A 13,301-nucleotide genomic window follows, 5' to 3' on the forward strand; every position below is an offset into this window, starting at 1 on the left:
GGGCCTCCCGCGAGGCCAGTAGGCGGTGGGCCCGCTGGGTCAGGCCCTCGCTGGCGGCGAACAGCTGCTGCATGGCGTCGCTGCGCGAGAGCCGGTCGCAGCCCGTCAGCATCAGTGTGCCGCCGGCCAGCAGGCCGCGGGTCAGGAAGCGTCGGCGGCCGGGATCAGTGGGATGCATCATCGCGCGTCTCCTTTTTCTTCGGTAGGGCATGGTCCGGTGGCAGGGCATAGCGCCCGGTGATCATCGAGCGCAAGTTGTTGCCGACGCCGGAGACCAGCACCAGCAGCAGATGCACCACGAAGAAGGCCAGCAGGGCGGCGGCGGCCAGGAAGTGCAGGGTGCGGGCGCTCTGCCGGCCACCGAAGACGTCCAGCAGCCAGGGCCAGGCAGCATCCATGGTCGGCGACATGGTCAGGCCGGTGAGCACCACCAGCGGGGCGACGACGAACAGCACCATCAGGTAGGCCAGCTTCTGCAGCAGGTTGTAGTGGCGCGCCTCCTCGCCCCGCGGGAAGCGCAGCCGCAGGTGCTCGATCACGACATGGCCGAGGCGCGGCCATTCGTCGCGCCGTGGCAGCAGGCGCCGTCGCAGCTGGCCGCTGGCCACCAGGTAGACCAGGTAGGCCACGAGCAGGGGCGCGAAGGCCCAGCCGGCGAGGAAGTGCCACTGCCGGCCCATGGACAGCCAGCGGGGGCCGGGCAGTGTCGCCCAGGCGGGGAAGGCACGCCGCTCGCGATCGGCGAGTGGTCCCGAGACGCCCAGCACGCCGGTGGTGTCGAAGCGCAGGTCGCCGATGCGAGTGATGCCGCGCAGCGCGCCGTCATCGGTACGCATGGCGCCGATCGACAGCGCCGGGGCGTCGAAGCTGGAGTCCTGACCCCAGTACAGGGCCGGATGGGCATTGAAGATCTGCAGGCCGCTCATCAGCAGGATCGCCAGGCAGATGGCGTTGATCCAATGCCACAGCCGGGTAAACGCCGAGTGCCGTTGGATCAGCATCGGCCGGGGAGCATGGCGGGTGGCGCCGAGACGTCGCATGAGAAGGGCCCTCCCGAAGAGGTGAAGCGGAGCGGAGAAGCCTGACCGGCCGGAACGCGATCCGGCCGGTCAGGTGGCGGCGAGCCTCACATCTCGCTGTCGTCTTCCATCATCGAGTCCTCGTCCTCCATCATCATCTCGTCGTCGCCTTCCGACTGCATGGCGTCATCCTCGCTCATGGCATCACCCGCCATGGCGTCTTCCTCGCCCATGGCCTCGCCGGACATGGCATCCTGCTCCATGCTTCCGTCTTCCTGCATGGCGTCCTCATGGTGGTCCGCCAGGGCGGCGGTCGGCAGCAGCAGGGCGCCGAGCAGGATGGCGAACAGGGCGGTCCTGGGTTGGGTCGGCTTGAACATCTCACACCTCCGGTGATGGTCTGGCCGCCGGCGACATGCCGTGACGGCACCTATCACGCTAGCCAGCCCCCCGAGGCCATTCATCACGAAATCATCACGGAACCGGGACGTTGGCGTGAGGGTTTCGTGATGCACCCATCGCTCGGTCGCTCTAGAGTAGAGACCGAGCCTTCTTCGGAGCCCGTCTCATGCTCTACCGGATCCTCTGCGTCGAGGACAACCCCGAGATCGGCAAGCTGCTCAGCGAGCGCCTCGCCGAGGCCGGCCATCGCTGTGATTGGGTCACCGACGGCGAGGCGGCCCTGGCGGCCCTGGAGGTCGCGGCGCCAGGCAACGCCTATGACCTGGTGATGCTGGACCTGATGCTGCCAGGGATCGACGGCCTTGAGGTGTGCCGCCTGCTGCGGCGTCGCGACAGCCGGACGCCGGTGCTGATGGTGACCGCCAAGGCCGCGATCCGCGATGTGGTGGCAGGGCTCGAGCTCGGTGCTGACGATTACGTCACCAAGCCCTTCCATATGCCGATCCTGATGGCCCGGGTTCAGGCCTTGCTGCGCCGTGGGCAGCGCCAGGCGGAGGGAGAGGATGGGATCGTCGAGAGCCCTCCGCTGGTCTGCGGCCCGCTGGTCATCGATGCCGACCAGCATCGGGTCACTCTCGACGGCCAGCCGGTGCAGCTTACCGGCAAGGAATTCGCACTGCTGTCGCTGTTTGCCCGCCACCCCGGTCATGGCTTCACCCGTGGCGAGCTGCTGGATCGGGTCTGGGGTGAGGAATTCGACGGCTATGACCATACTGTGAATACTCATATCAATCGCCTGCGCAAGAAGATCGAAGTCGATCCGGCGCGGCCGCGCTTTATCCAGACCGTCTGGGGGGTGGGCTATCGCTTCGTCAATCCGGAGACGGAGGACCAGGAGGCATGAGCGCCTTGCTGCGGCGCATCGGGCGTGTGGGGCGCAGCCTCTATGCGCGCATCGCCGTGGTCTACTTGACCAGTCTGCTGCTGCTGTCGGTGGCCACCGCCTGGATCGCCATCAGCCAGTTCGACCAGCTGGGGCGCGAGCTCCAGCAGCGCCAGGCGATCGATCTGGCCGACAACCTCGCCCGCGTCATGCGGCCGGGGCTGCAGGCCGGCGCCGACAGTGACGCCGCCCGGGAGATCGCCCGACACATCGCCTCGATCAACCCTTCGCTGTCGCTGTATGTGCTCGACGCCCGGGGCACGGTGATCGCCGACTTCACTGAGTCGGCCTGCGGCCTGGGACGCCGGGTGGAGCGCGACGCCCTGGAGACCCTGCTCGGCGAAGATCCTATGCTGCCGGTGCTGGCCACTTCGCCCTGCGGTGGGCGGCCCGGGGTCTTCTCCGTGGCGCGGATCACCCATGGCGAGACCCGGCGGCCCGGCTACCTGTACGCCGACCTCAACAGAGCCAGCCACGCTTCGATGGTCGCCATGCTGCGCACCAGCTCGATCACCCGCACCCTGGTCGCCGCCGGCCTGCTGGCGCTGCTGATCTCCGGCGTCTTTGGCCTGCTCTGGTTCGCCCTTCTGACGCGGCGCTTCTCGCAGCTGACCACGGCGGTGCAGCGCTTCGCCGAGGGGGACTATGGCAAGCGCGTTGCCATACCGCAGGATGACGAGATTGGCCGCCTGGCGGGAGCTTTCAACGACATGGCGGGGACCATCGAAGCCCAGCTCGCGGCCCTGAGCGAGACCGATCGCCAGCGCCGCGAGCTAGTCGCCAACCTGTCCCATGACTTTCGCACCCCGCTGACCTCGCTGCGTGGTTATGTCGAGCAGCTGCTGGAGCGCGAGGCGATATCTCCCGAGGAGCGGCGAAGGGCGCTGGGCGCGATCCTGGACAACGCCGATCGCCTGACGCGGCTGGCCCAGCAGCTGTCGACCCAGGCCCGGCTCGATGCCTACGATCGGCCGCTGCAGTGCGAGCCGTTCTCGCTGGTGGAGCTCGCCCACGACATCGTGGGCAAGTTCCAGCGCCAGGCTCGACAGTTGGGGATCGTCCTCGAGGTGATCGGAGAGCCCTCACTGCCCTGGGTCGTGGCGGATCTCGGCCTGATCGATCGCGCCCTGTCGAACTTGATCGAGAATGCCTTGCACGCGACCCCCGACGGGGGGTGGGTCCGGCTCAAGCTCGAGGCGGTGGCCGAAGGTGTCAGGCTGGCGGTCGTCGACAGCGGGATCGGCATCGCCGCCGAGGAGGTGCCACTGGTGACCCAGCGGTTCTATCGCATCCGGGGCAGCCCAGCGCAGGGCGAGGGTTCGGGGCTGGGGCTGTCCATCGTGCGCGAGATCTGCGAGCGCCACGGCACCACCCTGGCCATCCACAGCCGCCAGGGGGAGGGCACCCGGGTTAGCCTGCTGCTGCCCTATGCCTGAGCGGAAGGCGGGACCGGGTCCTCGATATGCAGCAGCCGGATCAGCCCGTGGCGTTGCGGGCCGAGCAGGTCGGCCAGGGTGTAGTGGTCGAGCACGGCAAGAAAGGCGGCGAGTGCCTCGGCCAGGATCGACTTGAGCCGGCAGGCGGGGGTGATGATGCACTCGTTGTCGTCGCCGAAGCACTCCACCAGGTTCAGATCGTGCTCGGTGTCGCGGATCAGCTCGCCCAACGGGATCGTCTCCGGGGCGCGCTTGAGCAGCAGGCCGCCGTTCTTGCCCCGGATGGCGGTGATGTAGCCACGGTGGTTGAGGTCCTGCACCACCTTCATCAGGTGGTTGCGGGAGATCTCGAAGCGCTCGGCGATCTCGGTGATGGTCGAGCGCTGCTCGCCCTTGATGGCCAGGTAGATCAGCACGCGCAGCGAATAGTCGGTGAATCGGGTCAGGTGCATAGGAGTCCCGGCGTGTCGGACGCCTCGCAAGGCGTGGTGAGAAAACCGTTTATTTTAACATCATGCCTGTTAGGTTTGATTCGCGACTGTGGCATTCGGTCGCGTGACGACGCGATTGGTAAGGCCACTATTAAGATGTAATTTATATGCATATTAAGGTTCATTGCCAGTGATCCAGGTCAAGCCGGTGGCTCCCGCCGCACCGACCGGCATCCCGCCTGGGTGCTGTTCGTTCCGCTGGCCGCCGGGCTGGTACCTCGCTTCCTGGCGGCTGGAGCCTGGCCTGGCTGCTGCTGGCGTGGCGCCTGGTGCACTGGCGCCGCCAACGGGCGGCGGCCACGGTGCCTTCTATCTCGGCTTGATCTGGGTCAGCTATCCCTTGAAGGGTACCGACGCGCCCGATCATGGCTGGCATAATTCGCCCATGCGGTGGTGGCTCCGGCCGTCGCCTTACGGTTCCAGAGGCTCGATTCGATCATGCAAGACACCCTGCCGTTCATCCGTCCCCTGGTCGAGAAGTACGACCGCCCGGGGCCGCGCTATACCTCCTATCCCACGGCGCCGCAGTTCCAGGCGGCCTTTGCCGAGGACGACTATCGTGCTGCCGCCGAGCGCAGCAACCGGGCCGCGACGCCCAAGCCGCTGTCGGCCTACGTGCACATCCCGTTCTGCGAGAGCCTCTGCTACTACTGCGCCTGCAACAAGATCATCACCCACAACCGCGAGCGGGCCGCAGAGTACCTCGCCTGGCTCAAGCGGGAGGTCGAGCTCCAGGGGGCGCTATTCGACGACTCGCGGCGCATGACCCAACTGCATCTGGGTGGTGGCACGCCCACCTATCTGAGCAACGACCAGCTCGGCGAGCTGATGGCCGCGCTGGATGCTGCCTTCCACTTCGCCGAGCCCGAAGCGCGGGAGTTCTCCCTGGAGGTGGACCCTCGCACCGTCACCCCCGAGCAGATCCACGAGCTCCATGCCCTGGGGTTCAACCGCCTGAGTTTCGGCGTGCAGGACTTCGACGCGAGGGTTCAGGAGGCGGTCAACCGCATCCAGAGCGAGGCCCAGGTGGTGGAGCTGGTGGCCGCGGCCCGCAAGGCCGGTTTCCAGTCGGTGAGCGTCGACCTGATCTACGGCCTGCCGCTGCAGACCGTGGCGAGCTTCGATGCCACCCTGGACAAGATCATCGCCCTGCGGCCGGATCGCATCGCCGCCTACAGCTATGCCCACCTGCCGGAGCTGTTCAAGGCGCAACGGCTGATCCGCCCCGAGGACATGCCGCCGCCGGAGCGCAAGATCGAGCTGCTGGAGCTGATCATCCGCCGCCTCACCGTGGCGGGCTACGTCTTCATCGGCATGGACCACTTCGCCCTGCCCGAGGACGAGCTTTCCTTGGCGAAAGAGAACGGCACCCTGCAGCGCAACTTCCAGGGCTACTCGACGCATGCCGACTGCGACCTGATCGGCCTGGGGAATACCGCCATCGGCAAGGTGGGCGACAGCTACAGCCAGAACGTCAAGGAGACGGCCCGGTACCAGGCGCGCCTCGAGGCGGGGCGGCTGCCGGTGATGCGCGGTTATCGCCTGAACGCCGATGACCTTCTTCGCCGCGATGTGATCAACGCCCTGATGTGCCATGGCCGCATCGACTTCGCCGCGATCGAGGCGGACCACGACATCGACTTTCGCGACTATTTCGCCGACGCGCTCGCCGAACTGGAGGAGATGGCGGACGATGGCCTGCTGGCGATCGATGAGGGGAGCATCGCGGTGCTGCCGGCCGGGCGGTTGATGATGCGCAATGCCGCCATGGCCTTCGATGCCTACCTGAGCCACGGCCCGGGACGCTACTCCCGTACCGTCTGACGACCCTCCCGGCCACGAGCCCCGGCACGGCGCCCTTCGCGGGCGCCGTGACATTTTTGCACATCTTGTGCTTGAGACAGGACAGTGGTCTATATATGGTATAAAGCTGACGCTGTCCCCGGTCCCGGCACCGCCTTGACGCATGTCAGTGCAGGGGGGTTAGATGGCCCCTAGGATGAGCGATCCGGCGGCCCAGCCGCGCCGACGTCATCAGGAGAATCTCCATGCCCCTGCCGTTACCGTTACTTTCGCTCCCGCAACCGCCCGTCCCGAGCCGGCTGATTCGCACCCTGGGCCCCTGTGTGCCGCTGACCGTCAAGCGTCGGCTGGTGGAGCCGGTGCTCAATCGCACCTTCGCCGAGCCGCTGGAGGAGGGCGAGTTCGATGCCCTGGAGGGGCGCCGGCTCAGCCTGTCCATCGAGGATCTCGGCGTGATGCTGACACTGCGCCTCGAGGCGCAGCGTCTGGTGCTCTGCCACGCGCCGGGCGAGGCCACCATCCGTGGTGGCTGGCGTGAGTTCCTCTGCCTGGCTGCCCGACGCGAGGATCCCGACAGCCTGTTCTTTCAGCGCCGGCTGCTGATCGAGGGCGACACCGAGCTGGGCCTGATGGTCAAGAACCTCCTCGACAGTCGCGAGGAGGGGCTGGCCCAGGGGCCCTTGGGGGAACTGCTGGTCCGCCTGGAGAAGCTTGCACGACACACGAGCTGACTCTTTTCGTTTAATGATTTTTCCGGAGCCATCCGAATGAGCACTTCCACCAAGGCAGTGAAGTCATCCAATGAGGTGCCCCTGCAGGGGCCGTCCCGTGACATCTGGGATGCCAAGTATCGCCTCAAGGACCGTCACGACCACCCTGTGGACAAGGACGTTGCCGCCACCTGGGAGCGCGTCGCGCGGGCCCTGGCTGCCGTGGAGGGCGACAAGGCCGACGAATGGCTGCCGAAGTTTCGCTGGGCGCTGGAGAATGGTGCCATCCCGGCCGGGCGGATCATGTCCAATGCCGGCGCCGAGGCCTACAAGCCGGCGGTGAGCCTGATCAACTGCACCGTCTCGCGCACCATCCGCGATTCCATGCATGACATCCTCGATTCGGTGGTGGATGCCGGCATGACCCTCAAGGCGGGCTGCGGCATCGGCTACGAGTTCTCCACCCTGCGTCACAAGGGTGCCTTCGTGTTCGGCGCCGGCGCCGGCACCAACGGTCCGCTGGCGTTCATGGATATCTACGACAAGATGTGCTTCACGGTGGCTTCGGCGGGCGGTCGCCGTGGCGCCCAGATGGGCACCTTCGATGTCGGCCACCCCGACGTGCGTCAGTTCATCGAGGCCAAGCGCGAAGCGGGACGCCTGCGCCAGTTCAACCTCAGCCTGCTGATCACCGACGATTTCATGGAGGCCGTGAAGCACGATGCCGACTGGCCGCTGGCCTTCCCGCTCCACGAGGGCGAGAAGGATGATGTCGGCGCGGAGGAATTGATCTACCGCGACTGGCCGGTGATCGAGGAGGGCTACACCGTCGATGCCGAGGGGCGCGTGGCCTGCCGGATCGTCGAGGTGATCAAGGCCCGCGAGTTGTGGGACACCATCATGAGTTCCACCTACGACTTCGCCGAGCCGGGCTTCATCTTGATCGACCAGGTCAACCGCATGAACAACAACTGGTTCTGTGAGGAGATCCGGGCGACCAACCCCTGTGTGACCGCAGATACCTGGGTACAGACTACGCAGGGGCCGCGCCAGGTTGCCCAATTGATCGGCCGCCCCTTCACTGCCGTGGTCGATGGCGAGGCTCACCAAAGCGGGCCGGAAGGATTCTTCCTTACGGCAGAGAAGCCGGTGGTGCGACTGCGCACGGCTGAAGGCTACAGCCTCAAGCTGACCCGTGATCACCGGGTCCGGCGGGTCTCGGCCTTTACCCGTTATCGTACGGAGACAGAGTGGTGTGCCGCAGGAGAACTGCAGGCGGGCGACCGTGTATTGCTCAACGACCATCGTGATGCCTCAGGTTGGGGCGGCAAACTCGATGAAGCTCAGGGATACCTCCTGGGACTGCTGATTGGCGATGGCACGCTCAAGGACGACAAGGCCATCCTGTCCGTATGGCCGCGGGCCGCCGTGGCCAACGGTGACGATGGCTCAATTCCCGAGGGTGTGCGTGCCGTCATGGCTCTAGCAGAAACGGCTGCCAGGAGCCTGCCACATCGTGCAGACTTTTCCGGCTGGCAGAAGGTCAGTGGTCGCGATGAGTACCGTCTATCCACGGCCTCACTCCGAAATCTGGCACTCGAGATGGGGATGCAGCCTGGTAACAAGGCGATCACGCCTGAGCTTGAGCAATCTTCATCAAGCGGTTATGTCGGTTTCCTGCGTGGCTTCTTCGATGCGGATGGTTCTGTTCAGGGGAGTCAAGTGAAAGGCGTCAGCGTTCGTCTGGCGCAGTCTGACCTTCCCCGCCTCGAAGCCGTACAGCGCATGCTGCAGCGTTTCGGCATCATATCCATGCTCTATCAGGACAGGCGTCATGCCACCAAGCGTGACCTGCCCGATGGCAAGGGCGGTTATCGCGGATACGAGACTCTGCCTCAGCACGAGTTGGTGATCACTGGTGCCAACGTTGCGCGATTTTCCTCGCGTATTGGCTTCGGGGACCGTGACAAGCAGGCTCACCTGGACTCCCTGCTGGACGGGTACCAGCGACAGATGAATCGCGAGCGCTTCGTGGCCCGGGTCGTGGGCCATGAAGATGCGGGTGTCGAAGAGGTTTACGATGTCCAGGTATCCGGTATTAATACTTTTGATGCTAACGGTTTTCATGCTCATAATTGTGGTGAGCAGCCATTACCGCCCGAGGGTGCCTGCCTGCTCGGCTCGGTCAACCTGACCCGCTTCGTCATCGACCCTTTCGGCAAGAAGCCGCGCTTCGATTGGGAGCGCTACCGTCAGGTGGTGGCCATCTTTACCCGCATGCTCGACAACGTGGTGGAGATCAGCGGTTTGCCGCTGGAGGGTCAACGCCGCGAGATCGAGGCCAAGCGCCGCCATGGCATGGGCTTTTTGGGCCTGGGCTCGACCCTGACCATGCTCAAGATTCCCTACGGTTCGCCCGAGTCGCTGGCCTTCACCGAGGAGGTGAGCCGCAACCTGGCACTGGAGGGCTGGAAGCAGGCGCTCGAGCTCTCCCGCGAGAAGGGCGTGGCGCCGGCACTGGCTGAGGCCTACGAGATCACCCCGCGGATGATGCGCGAGCGCCCCGAGCTGAAGCAGGACGGCTACGAGGTGGGCGACAAGGTCCCCGGCCGTATCCTGCACGCCCGCTACAGCCGCTACATGCAGAAGGTCGCCGAGGTGGAGCCGGAACTGGTGTCGCAGCTCGCCGAGCATGGCGCGCGTTTCACCCATCACAGTTCGATCGCGCCCACCGGGACCATCTCGCTGTCACTGGGCAACAACGCCTCCAACGGCATCGAGCCTTCCTTCTCACACCGCTATTTCCGCAACGTCATACAGGCGGGAAAGAAGACCAAGGAGCAGGTCGAAGTGGTCTCCTTCGAGCTGGCGGCCTATCGCCACTTCATCGCCGCTGACGCCGTGGAGAGCGACCTGCCCGACTACTTCATCACCGCCGACGCGGTCAGCCCGAAGCAGCACGTGGCGGTGCAGGCGGCGGCCCAGGTGTGGGTCGATTCGGCCATTTCCAAGACGGTGAACGTGCCCACCGAGTTTCCCTTCGATGAGTTCAAGGACCTCTACCTCGACGCCTACACCAGCAAGCTCAAGGGCTGCACCACCTTCCGCTTCAACCCCGAAGCTTTCCAGGGCGTGCTGGTACGCGAGGATGACCTCAAGAACACCACCTACGTCTTCGAGCTGGAGAACGGCGAGACCGTGGAGCTGGCCGGCGACGAGAAGGTCATCTACGACGGCGAGGAGCACAACGCGGCGAACCTCTATGATGGGCTGAAGGAAGGCACCTATGGCAAGTGGTAATAACGGCACTTGCCGGATCAGCCTCGAGCGATGGAAGCCCAGCGCCAATCAACAACTTTCCGGAGGAGCCGCCTGATGGCCGTCGAGATCAATTCCAAGATCGTGTCCTACAGCGTCAAGAAGGCGGTGGAAGAGCCGCCGCTCGCTGAGGAGAACCCGCTCACGGTGCGCATCCCCTCGCGCCCCGAGGGTACCCTGGAGGCTGTGTCGGAGAAGATCTCCTACGTCGGTGCAGAGGGGCGCAAGAAGGTCTACCTGCTGGTGTCGTTCATGCCCGTGGAGGGCGTGCTCAACGGCAAGCGGGTGGTGATCGAACGTCCGGTGGAGTTCTTTTTCCCCTCCGGCCAGCTCTCCAGCGAGCACCAGTGGATCACTGCCACCATGCGCAGCCTCTCGCTTGCCGCTCGGGGCGGCTACGTTACCCAGGCGGTGGCCGACCTGCGCAAGGTGGCCTGGGACAAGGGCCTGGTGCGCTGCGGCATGAACCGCTGGGGAAAGCCGATGTTCCACGACTCCGAGGTGGCGGCCATCGCCTGGTCGATCCAGCAGATCCTCTATCGCCGCGGCTTCCTCGACCAGGACGGCAATCAGGTACCGGTGGAAGAGCTGGTCAGCCGCTATGCCCAGCGTCTGGCCAGCGGTCATCCCTGGCAGCCGCCTACTCCCGAGGAGATCGAGCAGGCCGAGCGCAAGGCTCAGCATGCCGATCATGCCAAGGGTGATGGCCCGACCGTGGTCGGCTACTGCCCCGAGTGCAACGGCGAGCTGATCATGATGGATGGCTGTCCCACCTGCTACTCCGGCTGCGGCTGGTCCAAGTGCGGATAAGCAGGCTCTCCCTAGGCTCTGTGGATAACCCAGGCCAGTCGAACTGAACACCCGTTTTCGCAATGCCAACGCCCCGGGATGCACAAGCAGCCGGGGCGTTGTCGTTGGAAGAGACACATTGCCACCGGGCTCAGTGGCGCAGCTCGAGCCATTCGAAGTGGGACGTCAGCCGACGCACCAGCGCCTCCAGTGCTTCTGGGGGCGGGGCGTCGGCCACCGGCAGGCAGTAGTCGGGGTCGCGGCAACGCTCGGTGCGGGCCACCTGCAGGGCATAGCGGCGCACGCCGCAGTCGGCCAGGGTCATGGCCAGGCGCTCGAGGTCTTCAAGGACGAAGTCCTTCCAGTGCACCGTGGTGCGGCACTCGAAGGGGGTGTCGCCCTCAAGTAGCAGAGAGAGGCTGCGGGCATGCTGCTGCCAGATGCCGCGGCGACCGCAGATCCGGTCGAAGTCCCGCCCGCGTCCCTTGACGTCCAGTGCCACCCAGTCAAGCCACGGCAGCAGGTGCTCCAGCCGCTCGGGATAGGGGCCGGCGGTGTGCAGCCCCACGGCGAGTCCTATCCGGCGTGCCTGCTCGAGGGCGTGCGGTAGGTCGATATGCAGGGTAGGTTCGCCACCGCTGAACACCACGGCGTCAAGCTCATCGCGTCGGGCCTCCAGGAAATCGCGCATCGCCTCCCACTCGCCGGGTTCGCCGCGGCGGGCGGCGGCCATCTCGCTCACCTCGCAGTAGCCGCACTGCAGGGGGCAGCCCTGCAGATGGATCACGGCGGCGCGGCGCCCGGGGAAGTCCGCCGTACTCAACGCGGTCAGGCTCGCCACGGGCAGGCGGAGGTCGGCTGCCTCGGCCGGCTCCAGGCGCAGGAGCGGCCCGATCATGGCGCCGCCACCCCGCGGGTCTTGTTCATGCCGGGCCGTCCGTACCAGTAGCCGTCACAGATCTCGGCGTCCACCAGGCGTAGCGGGTCGGGGGCGGGAAGCGCACCGCGCCGGGCCGCATCGAAGGCGCTGACCACCTCGGCCATGCCCTCGGGGCGCGGGCTCAGGCGTGCCACGCCCACGCCCATCTCGGCCATGTCGGGTAGCTCATGGCGCAGGTCCTGGCAGGCGCCGGAGAGGGTCTGGATACCGTTGAGGGTGAATACCTGGGACGCCTCCTGGGTACGCAGGGCGAGGCCCTCCGGGTGTTTCTGGCAGACGAACCGGCAGCGGTCCTTGGGCTTTTGGTAGCGCCGCGCGGTGAAACAGCGCGACGACCAGGCCAGCGGCAGGTGGCCGTAGGCGAACACCTCGCAAGGGACGTCGAGCCCTTGCTCGCGGCAGTCGGCCAGTAGCCTCGCCAGGTCATCCTTCGACATCTCCACCGGGGCCTGCCAGCGCTGCATGCCGACGCGGGCCAACACTGAGAGTGTGGCCGGGTTGTAAAGGTTGAGCGACGCGCCGGCCACGAAGGGCTGCCCTGCCGCCGAGAGGCGCTGCAGGGCACTCTGGTCATTGGCCTCGACCAGGAACTCGCCGTTGTCACACAGCTTGCGCAGGTCGCGCAGGTCGGCCTCGGACTCGATCAGGGTCTGGCTGGACAGCACCACCTGCTTGCCGTTCTGGGTCAGCTCGCGGCCAATACCCAGCCAATCGTCGAGTTTCATGTCGCGGCGCCGCGAGCAGACCGACTCGCCGAGGTGGACGATGTCCACCGGCCAGTCGGCGGCCTCACGGTAGAAGTCGGCGTAGTGCTCGCGGGTCCAGTAGAAGAGCACCGGGCCGAGCGACAGCTGGAGCGTGGGGGTGGCGGACATGGGCTCTCTCCTATTTCCAGCGGCGCTCGTAGGCGCCCAGGGTGGTGGTGCTGCCTTCGGAGACCTCGCCGAGGCCGGTCATCCAGGCGGGCTCGACGTGGAAGCGGCCGGGGGCACGCTCCAGGCGATCCAGGGCCTGGCGCCAGATGCCGGCGACCTTCGACACATAGGCCGGGCTGCGCTGACGGCCCTCGATCTTCACCGCATTGATGCCCAGTTCCTGAAGCTCCGGCAGCAGCTCCAGGGTGTTGAGGCTGGTGGGCTCCTCGATGGCGTGGTAGGTCTCGCCCCCCACCTCGAAGCGCCCCTTGCACAGGGTAGGGTAGCCGGCATTCTCGCCCTCGCCGTAGCGGTCGATCAGCACGCCGTTGAGGCGCGACTCCAGCCCTTCCGGGGTCTCCTCCCAGCGCACATGGGCCGCCGGGGAGCAGACACCGCGGGTGTTGGGCGATTCGCCGGTGAGATACGACGAGAGGTAGCAGCGGCCTTCGGCCATGATGCACAGGCTGCCGAAGGCGAAGACCTCCAGCTCCACCGGGCTCTGCCGGGCCAGGTCACGCACCTGGGTGATGGAG

Annotated in this window: 12 protein-coding genes and 1 pseudogene; 6 read left to right on the forward strand and 7 right to left on the reverse strand. The window is 66.1% G+C overall.

Translation table 11 applies throughout. The annotated features are described in order from the left end of the window. The 3 genes and pseudogenes from RI841_RS08855 to RI841_RS08865 form a co-directional block, all read right to left on the reverse strand. Positions 1 to 181: pseudogene (locus RI841_RS08855) on the reverse strand (molybdopterin-binding protein); the annotation flags it as partial. Further along, positions 165 to 1,040: a cytochrome b/b6 domain-containing protein gene (locus tag RI841_RS08860; protein ID WP_310705231.1), complete on the reverse strand. Its 876-nt coding sequence runs from the start codon at positions 1,038 to 1,040 to the stop codon at positions 165 to 167. The pseudogene RI841_RS08855 and the gene RI841_RS08860, both read right to left, overlap by 17 nt. 86 nt (positions 1,041 to 1,126) lie before the next feature. Then, positions 1,127 to 1,399 carry a hypothetical protein gene (locus RI841_RS08865; protein ID WP_310705232.1) on the reverse strand — a complete coding sequence of 91 codons (273 nt, stop codon included), beginning with the start codon at positions 1,397 to 1,399 and terminating at the stop codon, positions 1,127 to 1,129. 188 nt (positions 1,400 to 1,587) lie between these two features. Here RI841_RS08865 and RI841_RS08870 point away from each other — a divergent pair, with 188 nt between their 5' ends. Both RI841_RS08870 and RI841_RS08875 read left to right on the forward strand, forming a co-directional pair. Beyond that, positions 1,588 to 2,325: a response regulator transcription factor gene (locus tag RI841_RS08870; protein ID WP_310705233.1), complete on the forward strand. Its 738-nt coding sequence runs from the start codon at positions 1,588 to 1,590 to the stop codon at positions 2,323 to 2,325. Further along, a complete protein-coding gene (locus RI841_RS08875) occupies positions 2,322 to 3,800 on the forward strand; it encodes a HAMP domain-containing sensor histidine kinase (protein ID WP_310705234.1) in 1,479 nt (492 codons plus the stop codon). The genes RI841_RS08870 and RI841_RS08875 overlap by 4 nt, the downstream gene beginning before the upstream one ends. Here RI841_RS08875 and RI841_RS08880 read toward each other — a convergent pair. Next, positions 3,791 to 4,252, reverse strand: coding sequence for an Rrf2 family transcriptional regulator (locus RI841_RS08880; protein WP_310705235.1), 462 nt, complete (start codon positions 4,250 to 4,252; stop codon positions 3,791 to 3,793). The two genes, RI841_RS08875 and RI841_RS08880, sit on opposite strands and share 10 nt — an antisense overlap. Before the next feature lie 477 nt (positions 4,253 to 4,729). Here RI841_RS08880 and hemN point away from each other — a divergent pair, with 477 nt between their 5' ends. The 4 genes from hemN (at position 4,730) to RI841_RS08900 (ending at position 10,932) form a co-directional block, all read left to right on the forward strand. Next, positions 4,730 to 6,115 (forward strand): oxygen-independent coproporphyrinogen III oxidase, encoded by a 1,386-nt coding sequence (hemN, locus tag RI841_RS08885; RefSeq protein ID WP_310705236.1) that lies wholly within the window; start codon positions 4,730 to 4,732, stop codon positions 6,113 to 6,115. Positions 6,116 to 6,339: 224 nt separating this feature from the next. After that, positions 6,340 to 6,825 (forward strand): SCP2 sterol-binding domain-containing protein, encoded by a 486-nt coding sequence (locus RI841_RS08890; protein ID WP_310705237.1) that lies wholly within the window; start codon positions 6,340 to 6,342, stop codon positions 6,823 to 6,825. A 36-nt stretch (positions 6,826 to 6,861) separates the two neighbouring features. Further along, a complete protein-coding gene (locus RI841_RS08895; protein ID WP_310705238.1) occupies positions 6,862 to 10,104 on the forward strand; it encodes an LAGLIDADG family homing endonuclease in 3,243 nt (1,080 codons plus the stop codon). A gap of 75 nt (positions 10,105 to 10,179) precedes the next feature. After that, complete coding sequence (locus RI841_RS08900) at positions 10,180 to 10,932, forward strand: ribonucleoside-diphosphate reductase (protein WP_310705239.1); 753 nt, start codon at positions 10,180 to 10,182, stop codon at positions 10,930 to 10,932. A gap of 130 nt (positions 10,933 to 11,062) precedes the next feature. Here RI841_RS08900 and RI841_RS08905 read toward each other — a convergent pair whose 3' ends face one another. The 3 genes from RI841_RS08905 to RI841_RS08915 form a co-directional block, all read right to left on the reverse strand. Further along, a complete protein-coding gene (locus RI841_RS08905; protein WP_310705240.1) occupies positions 11,063 to 11,809 on the reverse strand; it encodes an anaerobic ribonucleoside-triphosphate reductase activating protein in 747 nt (248 codons plus the stop codon). Next, the gene (locus RI841_RS08910; protein WP_310705241.1) at positions 11,806 to 12,726 is read right to left on the reverse strand and encodes a U32 family peptidase; all 921 of its coding nucleotides are present in this window, start codon (positions 12,724 to 12,726) and stop codon (positions 11,806 to 11,808) included. The genes RI841_RS08905 and RI841_RS08910 overlap by 4 nt, the downstream gene beginning before the upstream one ends. Before the next feature lie 10 nt (positions 12,727 to 12,736). Further along, positions 12,737 to 13,301: U32 family peptidase (locus RI841_RS08915; protein WP_310705242.1), on the reverse strand; the 565-nt coding region annotated here is incomplete at its 5' end.

The sequence above is a fragment of the Halomonas sp. genome (genome assembly GCF_031581305.1).
Lineage (GTDB): Bacteria > Pseudomonadota > Gammaproteobacteria > Pseudomonadales > Halomonadaceae > Halomonas.

Excerpts from the sequence above, each read along its gene's own strand:
- RI841_RS08860 (WP_310705231.1), bottom strand. The coding sequence starts at position 1,040 with ATGCGACGTCTCGGCGCCACCCGCCATGCTCCCCGGCCGATGCTGATC.
- RI841_RS08865 (WP_310705232.1), bottom strand. The coding sequence starts at position 1,399 with ATGTTCAAGCCGACCCAACCCAGGACCGCCCTGTTCGCCATCCTGCTC.
- RI841_RS08870 (WP_310705233.1), top strand. The coding sequence starts at position 1,588 with ATGCTCTACCGGATCCTCTGCGTCGAGGACAACCCCGAGATCGGCAAG.
- RI841_RS08875 (WP_310705234.1), top strand. The coding sequence starts at position 2,322 with ATGAGCGCCTTGCTGCGGCGCATCGGGCGTGTGGGGCGCAGCCTCTAT.
- RI841_RS08880 (WP_310705235.1), bottom strand. The coding sequence starts at position 4,252 with ATGCACCTGACCCGATTCACCGACTATTCGCTGCGCGTGCTGATCTAC.
- hemN (WP_310705236.1), top strand. The coding sequence starts at position 4,730 with ATGCAAGACACCCTGCCGTTCATCCGTCCCCTGGTCGAGAAGTACGAC.
- RI841_RS08890 (WP_310705237.1), top strand. The coding sequence starts at position 6,340 with ATGCCCCTGCCGTTACCGTTACTTTCGCTCCCGCAACCGCCCGTCCCG.
- RI841_RS08895 (WP_310705238.1), top strand. The coding sequence starts at position 6,862 with ATGAGCACTTCCACCAAGGCAGTGAAGTCATCCAATGAGGTGCCCCTG.
- RI841_RS08900 (WP_310705239.1), top strand. The coding sequence starts at position 10,180 with ATGGCCGTCGAGATCAATTCCAAGATCGTGTCCTACAGCGTCAAGAAG.
- RI841_RS08905 (WP_310705240.1), bottom strand. The coding sequence starts at position 11,809 with ATGATCGGGCCGCTCCTGCGCCTGGAGCCGGCCGAGGCAGCCGACCTC.
- RI841_RS08910 (WP_310705241.1), bottom strand. The coding sequence starts at position 12,726 with ATGTCCGCCACCCCCACGCTCCAGCTGTCGCTCGGCCCGGTGCTCTTC.